Raw genomic sequence first — 16,445 nt, 5'->3', positions numbered from 1 at the left:
GTACAGATGATCAGGCATGTTGTTGCAGGTTTCGCCGCGGCGGGCCTGATGATCGCGGCGGGCGGACTTCAGGCCGGCGAACTGCCGGCCCAGGTCAGGCAATCCGGCATCATTCGCATATCCGTCAACGCCATCTATCCGCCAATGGAATATCGCGACCCCGCCACCAATAAGCTGGTCGGGCTCGACATCGATCTCGGCGAGGCGCTGGCGGCCAAACTCGGCGTGCGCATCGAATGGTCGGAGAGCGCCTTCGAGCAGCTCATTCCCGGCCTGCAGACCGGCCGCGCCGATCTCATCCTGTCCGGCCTCAGCGACCTGCCGGCACGCCGCGAGACCATGGACTTCATCGACTACCTGAAGTCGGGCGCGCAGTTCTACACGCTCGCCGCCGCGCCCTTCGCGACGCCTGAGGACCTCTGCGGCAAGCGGGTCGGCACCAGCCGCTCGACCTCGTTTCCCGACCAGATCCGTCGCTGGAGCGCGGAGAACTGCGAAGCCAGGGGCAAGCCGGCGATCGTGGTCGTGCCGGCCGAAAGCACGGCGGATGCGCGCGCCCAGCTGAAGCAGAGCCGCATCGACGCCGCGGTCCAGGGCAGCGAGACCGTGCCCTATACGATGTCGCTCGACCCCGGCGCCTTCAAGACGGTGGGCGGTTCGTTCACCGTCAACTACCAGGGCATCGCCTTCAAGAAGGCCGACACGGCCTTTCGCGACGCCGTCGCCGAGGCCCTTGTCGCGCTCATCAGGGATGGCACCTATCAGCAGATCCTGGCCAAATGGAACCTGCCCGGCAATGCGGTTCCCGGCCTGATCATCAATGGGGAAGCCCGATGACGCTCGCATCGACCCAAAGCCTCGGCACATCCGCCGCCGGCGACCCGTTTCCCGATATTGCCGGGCTGAAGATCGTCAGGCGCACCCATTGGGGCCGCTGGCTGGCGGCCACGGCCATCGTCGCCGTGCTCGCCTGGATCGGCCTTGCCTTCGCCCGCGGCCAGATCGAATGGGCCTATGTCGGCCGTTTCCTGACCGTGCCGTCCATTCTCTCGGGCGTGGTCAACACCATCACCATGTCGATCCTCGCCATGGGGCTCGGCATCGTGCTCGGCGTGCTCGTCGCCATCATGCGCATGTCGCCCAATCCGGTGCTGCGCTCGGTGGCGCTGGGTTACGCCTGGTTCTTCCGCGGCACGCCGGTGATCCTGCAATTGCTGCTCTGGTTCAACCTGGCGCTGATCTTTCCGACCATGGGCATTCCCGGCCTGTTCAGCGCCCGTACCGTCGACATCATGACACCCTTCGTCGCGGCCCTGCTCGGGCTCGGCATCAACCAGGGCGCCTATACCTCGGAAGTGGTGCGCGCCGGCCTGATCTCGGTCGACCACGGCCAATACGAGGCGGCCCAGTCGATCGGCATGACCCGGCTCCTGTCGCTGAAGCGGATCATCCTGCCGCAGGCCATGAGAGTGGTCATTCCGCCGCTCGGCAACGAGTTCATCGGCATGATCAAGCTGACCTCGCTCGCCAGCGTCATTCAATATTCCGAGGTGCTGCACAACGCCCAGAACATCTATTATGCCAATTCGCGCGTCATCGAGCTCCTGATCGTCGCCGCCATCTGGTACCTGGTGATCGTCTCGGTGCTGACGCCGCTGCAGATGCTGCTCGAGAAATATTTCGCGCGCGGCGCGGCGAAAGGGCGCTGACCATGACCGCGCCGCTCGTCTCCATTCGCTCCGTCGCCAAGCATTTCGGCACGTTCCAGGCGCTCAACAACGTCTCGCTCGACGTCACCCAGGGCGAGGTGCTGTGCATCATCGGCGCCTCCGGCTCGGGCAAGACCACGCTTCTGCGCTGCATCAACCAGCTGGTCGAGATCGATGCCGGCGCCATCTGGGTCGACGGCGACCTGGTCGGCTACCGCCGGGTCGACGACAAGCTCTATCCGCTGACTGAGGTCGAGATCGCCCGCCAGCGGCTGAAGACCGGCATGGTGTTCCAGCGCTTCAACCTGTTTCCGCACATGACCGCGCTCGAGAACATCATCGAAGGTCCGGTGCAGGTGCTGAAGCGCGACAAGGCCGAGGCGACCCGCGAGGCACGGGTGCTGCTCGACCGCGTCGGCCTGGCGTCCAAGGAAGGTTCCTTCCCCGCCAATCTCTCCGGCGGCCAGCAGCAGCGCGTTGCGATCGCCCGCGCGCTCGCCATGCAACCGAAGCTGATGCTGTTCGACGAGCCGACCTCGGCGCTCGACCCCGAACTGGTCGGCGAGGTTCTCACGGTCATGCAGGAATTGGCGCGGAGCGGCATGACCATGATCGTCGTCACCCATGAGCTGGGCTTTGCCCGCGAGGTCGCCGACCGTGTGGTGTACATGGACCACGGCGCCATCGTCGAACAGGGGCCCGCCAAAGAGGTCCTGGGCTCTCCCCGGGAAGAGCGGACCCGGGCCTTCCTGTCGGCGGTTCTTGCGTAGAAGCTGCAACAACAAAGAGGGGTTCCGACATGAAGAAATGGGCTTTCGCGGCCTGCCTGCTCGGCCTGATGGGCTCGGCCCAGGCCGCCGAGCTGCCGGCCGCCATCAAGGCGCGCGGCACGATCATCGCCGCCATCGTGCCGAACTATCCGCCGCTCGATCTGAAGGATCCGGCGACCAGCGAACTGACCGGCTTCGACGTCGAGCTGGGCGCGGCCATCGCCGCCAAGCTCGGCGTGCGCATGCAGTGGCAGGAAACGAGCTTCGAGCAGATGATCCCGGCCATCGCCACCGGCCGGGTCGACATCGTCCTCTCCGGCATGAGCGACCTGCCGAGCCGGCGCGACACCGCGAGCTTCGTCAATTACCTGCGCTCGGGCCCGCAATTCTTCGTCCGCGCGGCGCGTGCCGCCGAATTCCCCGACATGCTGTCGCTCTGCGGCAAGACGGTCGGCGCCAGCCGGCGGACCTCCTATCCGCGCGAGATCTCCCGCTGGAGCGAGACCCAGTGCGCGGCCGCCGGCAAGCCGGCGATCACCTTCGTCGGCACCGAAGGCTCGGCCGATGCGCGCACGCAGTTGCGCCAGGGCCGCATCGACGCCGCCATGCAGGGCAACGAGACCCTGCCCTATATCATGGGGCTTGAACCCAATACCTACCATCCCGTCGGCGAACCGATCGCCACCCAGCTGATGGGTATCGCCACGGCCAAGGACGCGACCGAATTGCAGCAGGCCCTGGCCGGGGCGCTGACCGAGCTGGTCGCGGACGGAACCTATCGGAGGCTTCTCGACAAATGGAAGCTCTCCGCCAATGCCATCGAAAGGGTGACGATCAATGCCGGGCAATGAAAAATGGGACGTGATCCCGACCAGGCCAGCGAATATGGCGCCGCCGGCGCCTGAATTTCCCTGGCCGAACGGCCATCGCGCGGCGATGTTCCTGTCCTTCGACGTCGATGCCGAGAGCGCCTGGACCTCCAAGGATCCGGCCCATGCCGAGCGGCTCGTCACCATGTCCTTCGGCGGCTTCGAGGCGCGCGTCGGCACGCCCAAGCTGTTGGAACTGCTCGACCAGCTCGGCCTGAAGGCGACCTTCTTCATCACCGGCTGGGCGGTCGACGCCCATCCCGCCATGGCCGAAGCCATCCTGAAGGCCGGCCACGAGATCGGCCATCACGGCTATCACCACCTGCTGCCGGATCCCGGCGATCCCTATATCCAGGATGAGCTCGACCGCGGTTTCGAAACCCTCAAGCGCCGGCTCGGCGTGGTGCCGGTCGGCTATCGCGCGCCCTTCGGCGAGAGCTGCGACGAGCTGCGCGTCAGCCTGAAGCAGCGCGGCATCCTCTATTCGTCGTCCTGGCGCGACGATGTCCGGCCCTACCGGCAGGTCCTGCCCGATGGGTCGCCCGGCGTGATCGAATTGCCGCCGACGTCCAGCTATGACGACTGGATGCATGGCCTGAGCGCCCGCTTCTCGCCGCGCTCGGTGTTCCCCAAGGAACATGTCCTGTCCATGTGGAAGGACGAACTCGACGAGGTCAGAGACTGGGGCGCCATGGTCACCACCGTGCTGCACCCCCAGGTCAGCGGCCGGCCGATGCGGCTGCGCCTCCTGCGCGACTTCCTGACCTATGCGCTCGATCACAAGGACGTCTGGATCACCACCGGCGAACAGATCGCCGCGCATTATGCGAAATGCGAGGCGGCGGCGAAGGGTTGACGCGCAAGCCCTCTCCCGCGCCTTCGCGGGAGAGGGTTGATACGGTCCGTCAAGCCGCCTTCAGCTGCGCTTCGGCGAATTCGTAATTGGCCAGCCGGTCGAGGAAATTCGTCACGTAATCCGGCCGGCGGTTGCGGAAGTCGATGTAATAGCTGTGTTCCCAGACATCGAGGCCCAGCAGCGCCTTGCCTTCGCCTGATGCCAGCGGATTGGAGCCGTTGGCCGTCTTGGTGACCTTCAGCCGGCCGTCCTTGGCCAGCACCAGCCAGGCCCAGCCGGAACCGAACTGGCCGGTCGCCTGCGTCTTGAACGCCTCCTTGAAAGCCGCGACGCTGCCGAAATCCGCGGTGAGCTTGGCTTCGAGCGCCGGCGGCAGCCGGCCGCCCTTCGGCGACAAGGCCTGCCAGAACAGGATATGGTTCCAGTGCTGGCCGGCATTGTTGAACACCGGCGCCAGATCGGCCTTGCCGTTGGACAGCAGCACGATCTCGTCGAGCGATTTGCCCTTCAGCGCATCGTTCTTGTCGACGAAACCGTTGAGCGCCGTGACATAGGCCTGATGGTGCTTGCCGTGGTGAAACTCCAGCGTCTCGGCGCTCATGCCGAGATCGGCCAGTGCATCGGTCGCATAGGGCAGTGAAGGCAGTTCAAAAGCCATGATGGCCTCCTGTGTTAAGCTTGCCCGCACCGCCCGTGGCGGCGCTGGGCGTCCCGGCTTGCGCTCGCGATGGGCGCGGCCTATTTTCCAAGCTAGTACTTTTTAAATGGGCCGCAAGTGATATGTCGAGGAACGCTTTGTTGAACACCTCCGATCACGCCCTCCGCTCGCCGGGGCAGCGGATCATGATGGTGCTGAAGATGCACGGCGCCCAGACCGCGGCGGCACTCGGCAAGCGCCTGTCGATCACCGGCGAAGCCGCGCGCCAGCAACTCGTGCGCCTGGCGGAGGACGGCTTGGTGGCAGCACGATCCGAGGTGCGCGGCGTCGGCCGGCCGGCCCAGTTCTGGGAGCTTACGCCAACGGGAAACAGCCAGTTCCCCGACACCCACGCCGAGCTGACCGTTCAGTTGCTGCAGACCATGCGTGCCGCGCTCGGCGAGCAGGCCATCGAGACGATCATCGCCGCCCGGGAACAGGACACCCGCAGGACCTATCAGGCTGCGATGAGCGGCGTCGCGACTTTGCGCGATCGCGTCGAGCGTCTCGCGCAGATCCGCTCGGCCGAGGGCTATATGGCCGACTGGCAGGAAACGCCCGAGGGAACGCTGCTGCTGATCGAAAACCATTGCCCGATCTGCGCCGCGGCCGCGGCCTGCCAGGGCTTCTGCCGCGCCGAGATCGACCTGTTCAGGAATGTCCTGGGACCGGGCGTGCGGATCGAGCGGCTGGAGCACATCCTGGCCGGCTCGCGCCGATGCGCCTATTCGATCGTCCCGGAAGCGGCAGCCGCGCGCTGACGGCGAGCACGACCGGTTCCGGGCCCGACACTAGATCTGCATGAGCACCGTCGCCGCGATCGAAGCGATGAGCAGGCCGATATGTGTCAGTTGCAGCGCCTCCTGCCGTATCCAAGAGGCAAACCACATGCCGCCGAGCAGGAAGCCGAAGCACAGGGCGGAAAGAGCGCTCAGAGCCAGCGTCGCCGATCCCTTGGCAAGGGTCACCTGGCCGAACAGAAACTGGGCACCGCTCAGCCAGAACAGGATCGCGGTCGTCATTTGCCAGAACGCGATGAGCACCAGCGCGATCCTGGCCAGGGCGGGATTCGGCAGGGCCCGGCGGCGCAAGGGCGTCGGCATCGCTGGCTGCTGATCGAGGAGCTGCATGCTCATGGTCACGCCAACCGCGTGAGCCGCTCCTTTGAAGTCGCTGACATTGTTGACGAAAGCGAGTGTCGACCAGAGGGCGAAGCCGAAAGCCGCGATGGCCTGGGCGAGAACGAGTGTCATATCTGCTGCCTGATCTTTTTAACAAGAATAAACTTGCTAAATAGACCTGGCCGTCCCGGGACGCAATCCGCCGGGAGGGGCCTCGCCCTCAGACGGCTCCCGGGTTCAGCGCCCGCAATGTCTCCTGCAGTTTCGGCAGCATGCGCTCGACCAGCGCGTCGGGGCTCCAGCTCGCGGTGGCCGCGGCGATATGGATCGCCCCCACCGGCGCGCCGCCGGCGTCGACCAGCGCCGCGCCGATGGTGATTTCACCGGCGACCGCCTCCTCGACCGCCACCGAATAGCCGTCGCGGCGGGCCTGATCGACTTTCGCCATGATCGTCGCCACGTCGGTGATCGTGTGCCTGGTGCGCGGCTCGCGCGAACTGCCCTCGACAATGGCCAGGGCCTCGTCGCGCGGCAGCTGCGCCAGCATGGCCCGGCCGCCCGCCGTGCAGAACACCGGCATCCTGCGGCCGACGACGGTTGTGTAATATTTGGCCCGCCGGCTCTGCAGCCGGATGACATAGACAAGCGTCGCACCGTCGAACAGGCTCATGTCGACGCGCTCGTCGCAGGCCCGCCGGAGTTCGATCAGGTGCGGGGTCGCGACCTCGACCAGCGGGTGCGTGCGAATGAACTGGAACGAGAAATCCAGCATCGCGCTGCCCAGGCCATAGCGGCGCGTGTCCGGGCATTTTTCGAGATAACCGAGTTGGTGCAGCGTGTGCACCATGCGCTGCGCCGTGCTCTTGTCCAGCCCGGCCCGGTTGGCGATCTCCAGCAGGCTCAGGAACCGGCCCGGGCCGGTGAACGCGCGCAGCACCGTCATGCATTTCGCGACGGAATTCACGAACAACGGATTGGCACGCACCGCTCCAGCCGCCTGCGACATTGACGTTTCCCTCCTCGGCCCCTAGCGTATTTTTCTGCACTATTTCGTATTGCAATGCAATACCTCGGACATCCCAGGGGGCACATCATGACGGCCGGTTCTCTCGCTTCGGGCGAGGACAGCAAACTCAACGGCAAGGCGCGGAAGGCCATATGGGCGGCGTCCATCGGCAATCTGCTCGAGTGGTACGACTTCGGCGTCTACGCCTATCTGGCGACCATGATCGCCGCGAAATTCTTCCCCGGCACGGATCCGACCGCCTCGCTGCTGGCGGCCTTCGCGGCCTATGGCGTGGGTTTCCTGGCGCGCCCCCTGGGCGGCATCGTGATCGGACGCCTGGGCGACACGAAGGGGCGCAAGACGGCCCTGGTGCTGACCATTTTCATGATGGCGCTCGGCACGATCGGCATCGGCCTCCTGCCCTCCTACGAAACCATCGGCATCTGGGCGCCGATCCTGCTGGTCGCCCTGCGCATCGTCCAGGGCATTGCCGCGGGTGGCGAATGGGGCACCTCGACCGCCTTCATCATCGAATGGTCGCCGCCGAAACGGCGTGGCTTCTTCGGCAGCTTCCAGCAGGTCAGCACGGCCGGCGGCTCGCTGCTGGGTTCGGCGACCGCCGCCATCCTCACCTCGTCGCTGAGCGCGGCCGCGATGCTCGACTGGGGCTGGCGCCTGCCCTTCCTGTTCGGCGCCATCCTGCTCGTGGTCGGCGTCTACATGCGCCGGAATGTCGAGGAAACGCCGTCCTTCGAGGCCAGCCGTGACGCCGCCGCCGGAGAGCCGGTCGTTTCCGGCGCGCCGCTGGGCGCGCTGGCCTTCGGCTTCACCATTTTCTGGACGATCGCCTATTACACGCTGCTGGCCTGGATGCCGAGCTTCACCCAGCGGTTTGCCGGCCTCACCCCGTCCGAGGCGCTGTGGTCGAATACGATCGGCCTCATCGCCATGGTCATCGCCGTGCCGGTCTGGGGCGCGGTCTCCGACCGGATCGGCCGCCGTCCGCTGCTGATCGCCAGTGCCTTGAGCATCGGCGTCCTGGCCTGGCCGCTGTTCTCGCTGATGGCCAAGGGCGGCGGACTTTCCGTGGTCCTGCCGATCCAGATCCTGTTCGGCGTCCTGCTGGCCCTCTATTCGGGCCCCGGTCCGGCGGCCATTTCGGAGATCTTCCCGACCCATCTCAGGTCCACCTGGATGTCGGCGGGATATACGCTGGCCGTCGCCGTGTTCGGTGGTTTCGCGCCGTTCGTCGCAACCTGGCTGATCGCCACGACCGGCTCGCCCGTCTCCCCGACCTACTTCTACCTGGCCCCCGCGGCGCTGATCTCGCTGTTCGTGGTGATCCGGCTCAAGGAAACCGCCGGCGCGGCCCTGCGATAGGGCCGCGTCGCAGTGATCATGACGATTTGACTGGATAGGAACCGCGACGTTTTCCGGGGTTCTTTGTGCAATTGGGCTGAATTCGTGGATGGCCGGGACAAGCCCGGCCAGGACGGAGAAAGCAGGGCAAGGGCGACCTGGCACCACGTCCTCTTGCTCGCCCCACTTCGTCTTGCCCGGGCTTGTCCCGGGCATCCACGACTTGTTCGTACCAAGATCAATCGGTCAAAAATCACTGTGCCGCGGCGCGAGATCCGCAACACTCCCCTCGCCTGGTCACCCGGACGTCGTGACCAGCGAAAACCACCGGGCCGCGCTGCGCGGCTCGGCGCTAAGCCAACGGGGCCGACCCGGCAAGCCGGGTCGAGGCGACGCCCGCCAGACACGAAGGATCGATCCATGACCAGCCAGCCCATCGTCTTCTGGGGCGCGGGAGCCATTGGCGGAACGATCGCCGCCCATCTTGCCGCCAAGGGGCGAGCTGTCCGGGTGGTCGATGCCAACGGCGCCCATATCGACGCCATCAACCGGCACGGCCTGACCATCACCGGCCGCGAAGGCGATTTCACGGTGCGCATCGAAGCGCTCCGCCCGGACGAGGTGCAAGGCCCGCTCGGCCTAGTCTTCCTGGCGGTGAAGGCGCATCACACCGAGCCTGCCACGCGGCAGATCGAGCCGCTTCTCGCCGCCGACGGCGCCGTGGTCTCCCTGCAGAACGGGCTTTGCGAAAGGATGATCGCCAAGATCGTCGGCGCCGGGCGAACCGTCGGCTCCTTCATCAATTTCGGCGCCGATGTCCTGGAGCCGGGCAAGCTGCGCTTCGGCACGCGCGCCGCGGTCGTCGTCGGCGAGATCGATGGCAGCGTGCGGGCGCGGACGCGGGAGATCCACGCGATCCTCGCGATGTTCGAGCCCAAGGCCGTGCTCACCGGCAATATCTGGGGCTATCTCTGGGGCAAGACCGCCTATTCGGCCCTGCTGAAGGCCGAGGCGCTGAGCGATCAGACGATCGCCGATTTCATCCGGGATCCGCGGCTTCGCGGGCTCAACCTGCAGCTGGTGCGCGAGCTTCTGGCCGTCGCCCGGGCGGAAGGCGTGACGCCGCTCGGCTTCGACGGCTTCGACCCGGAGGCCTTCCTGGTTGCCGATGATGCGCCGGCCCACGCGTGCCTGGAACGGATCGCGGCGTTCTGGGGCGCCTCCGACAAGCCCTATAGCAGTCCCTGGCGCGACATCGCCGTGCTCAAGCTGAAGACCGACGCGGGCGCGCAGCTCGCCCCGGTCCTCGATATCGCGGCCAGGCATGGCCTGGCCGTCCCGATCAGCCGCAAGCTGGTCGCGCTGATCGACCGGCTCGAGCAGGGCATGGCGGCGCAGGGACCGGCGCTGGTCGACGAACTCCTCGCGTCGGCGAGGCCGTCATGACGCTCGAAGGACGCACGATCCTCATCAGCGGGGCGGCCTCGGGCATCGGCCGGGCGATCGCCCTGCGCTTCGCCGCGGCCGGTGCCAGGCTGGCGCTGCTGGATGTCAATGGCGACGCGCTGGCGGAACTCGCACGGGCCATTCCCGGCGCGGTCGCCCTGCGCTGCGATGTCGCCGATCATGACGCGGTCGCGCGGACGATCGGGCAGGCGATCGAGACGCTCGGCGGGCTCGACGGCGTCGTCAACGCCGCCGGCGTCGACCTCATCCGGGACTTCGCCGCCATGACGCCGGCCGAATGGCACCGGGTCATCGCGATCAACCTGACCGGCACGATGTCGGTCTGCCATGCGGCCGTCGATGCGCTGGCGCGCAGCCCCGGGGCCACCATCGTCAATCTCGCCTCGGGTGCCGGCCTGCAACCGCTGACCCAGCGGACGGCCTATTGCGCGTCCAAGGCCGGCCTCATCATGTTCTCCAAGGCTCTCGCCCTGGAACTCGCGCCCCGCAACATCCGGGTCAATGTCGTTTGCCCCGGAGCCATCGACACCCCCATGCTGCGGGCCGGCTTCGAGGCTGCCGGCGATCCCTCGGGCATGCAGGAGATGGTTCGCACGCGGGCAGCACTCCAGCGTATCGGCCAGCCCGACGACATCGCCAGCGCGGCGCTGTTCCTGACCAGCACGGCCTCAGCATTCGCCACAGGCTCGACGCTGGTCGTCGACGGCGGACGGGTTTTTCATTGACCGTCGTCCGATGCGCGTAAACCCTCGCCCGCGAAGACGCAGGCGAGGGTTCGCGCGGTCCTTTTTGAGCAGGCGGCATTTCCCTATTCGCTATTCGCTATTCGCCACTCGCCATTCGCCGCCTCACTGACTGCCCAGCCGCTGCAGCATCACCCGCATCTGGGCGATCTCGGCTTCCTGGGCCCTGATCACCTCTTCGGCGAGCTTGCGGACCTCGGGGTCGCGGCCATATTGCAGCACGACCTTGGCCATATCGATGGCGCCCTGGTGGTGCGGGATCATGCCGGCGACGAAGTCGCGATCGGCATTGCCGCTGTAGCGGACCGCCATGCCCTGGTGCATGCGCTCATTGACCGCCTCGAAAGCCCTGGTCGAGGGCGAGGCCGGCGCCGTCCCGGTCGGCTGGCCGTGCCCCTGGTGGCCGCCCATGGAACCGTGGCCCATCGGACCACCACCCATGGAGCCGCCCTGCTGGGCGAAACCGGCGCCGGCGGCACCGATGACGAAAGCCAGCGCCAGCGCGCCGATGATCTTCGATCGGGTCATGCCGTTTTTCCTAGCGGACCTGGGCCTGGATCATCCGCCGGCCCGGCGGGGTGAGCTGGACGGCGCCGCGCGGCCGCTGCGGCAGCGCGACGCTGGAGGTGCCGGTCAGCCGGTTGGCGGAAACCGGCGCCAGCGTCACGCGTACCGACTTGCCGTCGACCACCAGGATCGCGACGCCCTGGAAACCGGCGGCGGCGACCACCTTGTCGTCATGGTCGGTCAGATAGAGGTCGAGCGTCGTGCCCTTGGCGACCAGCTCGACATGATAGGTATCGGCCATCTCGTAGACCGTGCCGCCGTTCGGTCCGGCATGGGGCTCGTGGGCGAGAACGGGCGTGGCGCTCAGCGCCGCGGCGAGCGCGAGGAACAGCAGTCGCTTCATCGGATGGTCTCCTTCGGGGGTCGGATGGATGCGGGGCGGCCGGAACGGCGGCAGGTCGGAAGATCTCGGTGGGTCAGAACGTCTCGGCCTTGGCACCGGCGGGCTCCGCGGTTTCGTCGGATGAGGAATGGAGCGACATCAGCCGCTCCAGGGGTTTGCGCCCGAACAGCAGGAACAGCACCGGCGTGACGATGGTGTCGAGCAAGGTCGCCGTCACCAGGCCGCCGAAGATGGTCACGGCCACCGGGTGCAGGATCTCCTTGCCCGGCGCCAGCGGATCGACCATCAGCGGCACCAGCGCGACGCCGGCCGACAGCGCTGTCATCAGCACCGGCGTCAGCCGTTCCAGGCTGCCGCGCACCACCAGGTCGCGGCCGAAGCTCATGCCTTCGTGCAGCGCCAGGTTGACCGTGTGGCTGATCTTCAGGATACCGTTGCGGGTGGCGATGCCGGTCAGCGTGATGAAGCCGACCATGGAGGCGACCGACATCGGCTGGCCGGCGATCCACAAGGCCGCCACCGAACCGATCAGCGCCAGCGGGATCGAGCCCATGATGATCAGCGCCAGCACGGTCGAGCGGTAGCGCGAATAGAGGATGGCGAAGATCAGGCCGAGCGACAGGAGCGACAGCAGGCCAATGGTCCGGCTCGCCTCCTCCTGGGCCTGGAACGCGCCCTCCAGGCTGACGAAGAAGCCCGGCGGCAGGCTGGTCGCGGCGATTTCCTTGCGGATATCGGCGATCAGCCGCGCCATGTCGGCGACGCCGTCGGAATTGGCCAGCACCACGACGCGCCGCTTGCCGTTCTCGCGCAGGATCTGGTTCGGGCCGTCGGTCTCGGTGACGGTGGCGATCTGGCGCACCGGCACCCAGCCGACCGGCGTCTCGATCAAGAGGTCGCCGAGCCCCTGGGTGGTGCGCACCTGGTCGGCCAGCCGCACCACCACGTCGAAGCGCCTGATGCCGTCGACGATGCGCGAGACGACCCGGCCGTTGGACAGGCGCTCGAGCTGTTCGGTGACCGCCGAGGGCTGCACGCCGTAAAGGGCCGCGCGCTGATGGTCGACGACGATCTCGAGCTGCGGGATGCGCACCTGCTTCTCGACCTGCAGATCGACCAGGCCTTCGATGCGGGCGAGCTTGGCGCGGAACTCCTCGCCGACGGCGCGCAGCGTATCGAGATCCTCGCCGAAGATCTTCAGCGCGATCTGGGCGCGCACGCCCGACAGCATGTGGTCCAGCCGGTGCGAGATCGGCTGGCCGACATTGGTGGTCACCGGCAGCACGGCGAGCCGCTGCCGGATGTCGGCGACGATCTCCGGCTTCGGCCGGCCGCCCGGCTTCAGCGCCACCTCGAGGTCGGAGACATGAACACCCTCGGCATGTTCGTCGAGTTCGGCCCGGCCGGTGCGGCGTCCGACGGTCTTGACCTCCGGCACGTCGATCAGCAGGCGCTCCGCGACCAGCCCGATCCGGCTGCTTTCGGCCAGCGAAATGCCCGGATTGAACTGCATCGTGATGGTGAAGGTGCCCTCGTTGAACGGCGGCAGGAAGGCGCGCGGCAATTGCGTCGCGGCGAAGCCGGCGAGGAGCACCGCCAGCACCACGGTCGCCAGGAGCCGGCGCGGCCGGTCGAAGAACCACAGGAGCGCGCGGCGATTGACGCCCTTCAGCACGCGGATCAGCCCGCTCTCCTTATGATCGAGCCGCTTCATGCCGGGCAGCAGCCAATAGGCCATGACCGGGGTCAGCGTGATCGACACGACGAGGCTCGCCAGGATCGAGACGATATAGGCGACGCCCAGCGGTGCAAACAGCCGCCCCTCGATACCGGACAGGGCGAATAGCGGCACGAAGACCAGGACGATGATGGCTGTGGCATAGACGATGCCGGAGCGGACCTCGTTGGAGGCCGCCACCACCACCTGGAACACCGAGCGCGGATTGCCCTTTTCGCGGTTCTCGCGCAGCCGCCGGAAGATGTTCTCGACATCGACCACCGCGTCGTCGACCAGTTCGCCAATGGCGATGGCGAGCCCGCCCAATGTCATCGTGTTGATCGACAATCCCGCGAAATGGAAGATGATCGCGGTTGCCAGCAGCGACACCGGAATGGCGGTCAGCGAGATCAGCGTGGTGCGGACGTTCAGCAGGAAGGCAAACAGGATGATCGCCACCACGATGATCGCCTCGCCCAGCACCTTCTTGAGATTGGCGATCGAGGTCTCGATGAAATCGGCCTGGCGGAACAGGATATGGTCGGCCTTCACGTCGCGCGGCAGGTTGGCGCCGATCTCCTTCAGCGCCAGCTCGATCTCGCGGGTCAGCTTGATCGTGTCCGCGCCCGGTTGCTTCTCGATCGACAGGCTGACCGCCGGCCGGCCCATGAAGCCGACATCGCCGCGCTTCTGACGCGCGCCGAACGACACCTCCGCCACCTGGTGCACATAGACCGGCTGGCCGGCGACGGTGGCGATGACCACCTGGCGCAGGTCGTCGAGGCTGGCGGTGCGGCCGATGTTCCGGATCAGGAATTCCCGGGCATATTGGTCGGTGAAGCCGCCGCCGCTGTTGACGCCGAACTGGGCGAGCGCGGTTTCGAGCTGGGCCTGGGTCACGCCCGTGGCGCGCATGGCGGCCGGGTTCGGCGCGACGCGGAACTGGCGCACCTCGCCGCCCATCGGGATCACCTGGGCGACGCCCGGGATGGTCAGGAGCCTCGGGCGCATCACCCAGTCGGCGATCTCGCGCAATTCCATCGGCGAGGTCGTCTCCGCCGTCAGCCCGACCAGCAGCACCTGGCCCATGATCGAATTGATCGGGCCCATCTGGGGCCGCGCGGTGGGCGGCAGCTGGTCACGCACCAGCGTCAGCCGTTCGTTGACCAGTTGCCGGTTGCGGAAGATCTCGGTGTTCCAGTCGAATTCGACATAGATGATCGACAGGCCGACGCCGGAGACCGAGCGCACCCGGGTGACCCCGGGCAGGCCGTTCATCTGGGTCTCGATCGGGAACGAGACGAGCTGTTCGACCTCGGGCGGGGCCAGCCCCTCGGCCTCGGTCATGATGGTGACGGTCGGCCGGTTGAGGTCGGGAAATACGTCGACCGGCAGGCGCGTGACGTTCAGCGCGCCGAACAGGATGATCACCGCCGCGAAGGCGAGCACGAAGAGCCGGTTCTTCAGCGACTGGGTAACGAGGAATGTGAACATCGCCGGCTTACCGGACCTGGTTCAGGAGTTCGGCGCCGCGGGTCACCACCCGCTGCTCGGGCGCCAGGCCGGCGACCACGACGACGCGCTCGCCGTCCAGCGGCTCGACCCGCACCTCGCGCGGCTCGAACCGCTCGCCGGTGGTCTTCACATAGAGGATGGTCTGGCCGTTCTGGCCGCGCAGCACGGCCGCGCGCGGCACGGCGAGCCCGTTGCGCCGGTCGCCGCTCTCCGCCGCCACCGTGACGAACTGGCCGAGCCGGAGTCCCCGGGTCTCGCCGTCGATCGCGAAATGCACCGGGATCGCCTGGTTGCGATCGGCAAATCCCGAACCCCGATAGGCCAGTGTCTCGCTGCGGCCTTCGGCCGTGCGCATCGTGGCGCCACGCACGCCGAGCGAGGTGTCGAAGGACAAGGCCTCGACCCACAATTGGGTGGGGTCGACGATCAGGAAGATCAGGGTCGCGGGATCGGCGATCTGGCCGGCCACCGCATTGGCCGAGGCGACGACGCCGCTGACCGGCGCCACCAGCGTTTCCGGCTCGCGCCGGAACCGGTCGAGCCGCGCCCGGCGTTCCTTCAGGCCCTGGATCTCGATGCGCAATTCGTCGGCCTGCACCCGGGGCGCCGCCGATCCCATCTGGATCGAGCGCGCCAGCCGCGTTTCGGCGAGCGTGATCTGCTGGTCGAGCTCGGCGGCGCGCTGGCGCTGGTCCGAGGCCTCCGCCGAGGTCAGAGGCGGCGTCACGAAACCCAGGATATCGCCAGCCTGGACCCGGGTGCCGAGGCGGGGAAAGCCGCCCGGCGGCGGCGTCAGCCGGCCGGCGACGGCGGCCTGGACATTGCCGGCCGAATTCGGGTCCGGGATCACCCGCCCGGGCAGCTCGACGGAGCGGCCATGATCCGCCGGCTCGACCAGCAAGGTCCTGACGCCGAGGATGCGCTGGGTCGTTTTCGGCACGAAGACGGCGCCGTCGGGCAAGCGGATCGCCACGTCGCGCTCGACCGCCGCGACCGCTGCGTGAGCGTGCCCGGCGCCATCGGCCCGTGCCGGATCGCTCGCTGGCGCCAGCGCCAGGCCGATACCGAGGAGCACGACAGCAGCGGCGGATCGCCGCCGCCACACCAGCAGGGCGACCAGGAAACCGGCGGCGAAGCTGGCGCCGACAATGGCGTAGAGGGACACGTCGCGGCTCTGGATCCGGTCGCGCAGGCCGTCGGCGAAGGCGGACGGAACCAGCCAGGAGCTCCGCTCCGCCGGCGCCGCGTCACCGCCGGCTTCGGGAATCACCAGCGTCGCCGTCATGATCTCGGTCTCGCCGCGCGCGCTGACGGTGAACAACAGCTCATGCGAGCCCGGCTGGCGCGCCCAAGGCGCCGGCACCAGCCAGGATTCGGATTGCGCTCCCCTGCCCTTCACCGCATTGACCGAGCCACCCGGCCCTTCGAGGACGATCTCCGCCTCGGTGATCGGCTCGTTGGTGCGGAAATCGTCGAGCGTCAGTTCGAGCGCCTCGCCGCGCCGGACGATCACCAGCTCGAAGGCGGCCGACACCGCATCCACCCGCGGCGCCAGGGCGCCGGGCGGCGGCGGCGCTGCCTCGTCATGGCCCGGATGGGCCGCGGCGGGCGCGACCATCAAGGCGAAAGACAACAGCAGGCTGGCTATGGACAGGCGCATCAGGGGCATCGTCAGACCGGTTCGCGGACACTATCCGCCCCGTTTG

The 16,445-nt window shown here is 67.4% G+C and carries 16 protein-coding genes; 9 read left to right on the top strand and 7 right to left on the bottom strand.

All coding sequences use genetic code 11. From position 1 onward, the window contains the following. Positions 1–6 precede the first annotated feature (6 nt). From AC07WJ_RS17155 to AC07WJ_RS17135, 5 genes are read left to right on the top strand one after another with little or no spacing between them, the layout of a single operon-like run. Complete coding sequence (locus AC07WJ_RS17155) at positions 7–837, top strand: ABC transporter substrate-binding protein (RefSeq protein ID WP_494935828.1); 831 nt, start codon at positions 7–9, stop codon at positions 835–837. Further along, positions 834–1,709: an amino acid ABC transporter permease gene (locus tag AC07WJ_RS17150; RefSeq protein WP_494935827.1), complete on the top strand. Its 876-nt coding sequence runs from the start codon at positions 834–836 to the stop codon at positions 1,707–1,709. Before AC07WJ_RS17155 ends, AC07WJ_RS17150 begins: the two co-directional genes overlap by 4 nt. A 2-nt stretch (positions 1,710–1,711) precedes the next feature. Continuing rightward, positions 1,712–2,479, top strand: coding sequence for an amino acid ABC transporter ATP-binding protein (locus AC07WJ_RS17145; RefSeq protein WP_494935826.1), 768 nt, complete (start codon positions 1,712–1,714; stop codon positions 2,477–2,479). Between the two features lie 29 nt (positions 2,480–2,508). Next, positions 2,509–3,330 (top strand): ABC transporter substrate-binding protein, encoded by an 822-nt coding sequence (locus tag AC07WJ_RS17140; RefSeq protein WP_494935825.1) that lies wholly within the window; start codon positions 2,509–2,511, stop codon positions 3,328–3,330. After that, positions 3,317–4,204, top strand: a complete 888-nt coding sequence (locus AC07WJ_RS17135; protein ID WP_494935824.1) for a polysaccharide deacetylase family protein — start codon at positions 3,317–3,319, stop codon at positions 4,202–4,204. Before AC07WJ_RS17140 ends, AC07WJ_RS17135 begins: the two co-directional genes overlap by 14 nt. Before the next feature lie 49 nt (positions 4,205–4,253). On the opposite strand, the gene AC07WJ_RS17130 is transcribed toward AC07WJ_RS17135, so the two are convergent. Continuing rightward, on the bottom strand, positions 4,254–4,862 hold the full coding sequence (locus AC07WJ_RS17130; protein WP_494935823.1) for a superoxide dismutase: 609 nt from the start codon (positions 4,860–4,862) through the stop codon (positions 4,254–4,256). 185 nt (positions 4,863–5,047) lie between these two features. On the opposite strand from AC07WJ_RS17130, the gene AC07WJ_RS17125 reads away from it, so the two are divergent. Continuing rightward, complete coding sequence (locus AC07WJ_RS17125; RefSeq protein WP_494936246.1) at positions 5,048–5,662, top strand: helix-turn-helix transcriptional regulator; 615 nt, start codon at positions 5,048–5,050, stop codon at positions 5,660–5,662. Between the two features lie 30 nt (positions 5,663–5,692). On the opposite strand, the gene AC07WJ_RS17120 is transcribed toward AC07WJ_RS17125, so the two are convergent. Together AC07WJ_RS17120 and AC07WJ_RS17115 are read right to left on the bottom strand one after the other, a co-directional pair. Then, complete coding sequence (locus tag AC07WJ_RS17120) at positions 5,693–6,154, bottom strand: DUF2165 family protein (protein WP_494935822.1); 462 nt, start codon at positions 6,152–6,154, stop codon at positions 5,693–5,695. A gap of 88 nt (positions 6,155–6,242) precedes the next feature. Further along, a complete protein-coding gene (locus AC07WJ_RS17115) occupies positions 6,243–7,028 on the bottom strand; it encodes an IclR family transcriptional regulator (protein ID WP_494935821.1) in 786 nt (261 codons plus the stop codon). 87 nt (positions 7,029–7,115) lie between these two features. Between AC07WJ_RS17115 and AC07WJ_RS17110 the strand changes: the two genes are divergently transcribed. The 3 genes from AC07WJ_RS17110 (at position 7,116) to AC07WJ_RS17100 (ending at position 10,579) form a co-directional block, all read left to right on the top strand. Next, the gene (locus AC07WJ_RS17110) at positions 7,116–8,408 is read left to right on the top strand and encodes an MFS transporter (protein ID WP_494935820.1); all 1,293 of its coding nucleotides are present in this window, start codon (positions 7,116–7,118) and stop codon (positions 8,406–8,408) included. A 399-nt stretch (positions 8,409–8,807) separates the two neighbouring features. Then, complete coding sequence (locus tag AC07WJ_RS17105) at positions 8,808–9,833, top strand: ketopantoate reductase family protein (RefSeq protein WP_494935819.1); 1,026 nt, start codon at positions 8,808–8,810, stop codon at positions 9,831–9,833. After that, positions 9,830–10,579: an SDR family NAD(P)-dependent oxidoreductase gene (locus AC07WJ_RS17100; protein WP_494935818.1), complete on the top strand. Its 750-nt coding sequence runs from the start codon at positions 9,830–9,832 to the stop codon at positions 10,577–10,579. The genes AC07WJ_RS17105 and AC07WJ_RS17100 overlap by 4 nt, the downstream gene beginning before the upstream one ends. Positions 10,580–10,702: 123 nt before the next feature. Here the strand turns inward: AC07WJ_RS17100 and copM are convergent, their stop codons facing one another. The 4 genes from copM to AC07WJ_RS17080 form a co-directional block, all read right to left on the bottom strand. Beyond that, on the bottom strand, positions 10,703–11,125 hold the full coding sequence (gene copM / locus AC07WJ_RS17095) for a CopM family metallochaperone (RefSeq protein ID WP_494935817.1): 423 nt from the start codon (positions 11,123–11,125) through the stop codon (positions 10,703–10,705). 10 nt (positions 11,126–11,135) lie between these two features. After that, positions 11,136–11,507, bottom strand: coding sequence for a hypothetical protein (locus tag AC07WJ_RS17090; RefSeq protein ID WP_494935816.1), 372 nt, complete (start codon positions 11,505–11,507; stop codon positions 11,136–11,138). Between the two features lie 73 nt (positions 11,508–11,580). After that, entirely contained in the window at positions 11,581–14,718 is a 3,138-nt protein-coding gene (locus tag AC07WJ_RS17085) for an efflux RND transporter permease subunit (RefSeq protein ID WP_494935815.1), read from the bottom strand. Positions 14,719–14,725: 7 nt separating this feature from the next. Then, on the bottom strand, positions 14,726–16,399 hold the full coding sequence (locus AC07WJ_RS17080; protein ID WP_494935814.1) for an efflux RND transporter periplasmic adaptor subunit: 1,674 nt from the start codon (positions 16,397–16,399) through the stop codon (positions 14,726–14,728). Positions 16,400–16,445: the final 46 nt, after the last annotated feature.

This window comes from Phreatobacter sp. GW821-FHT04C01, assembly GCF_059420385.1.
The sequence above is the reverse complement of the archived record's forward strand: the minus strand, read 5'-3'. Positions and strand labels throughout refer to the sequence as shown.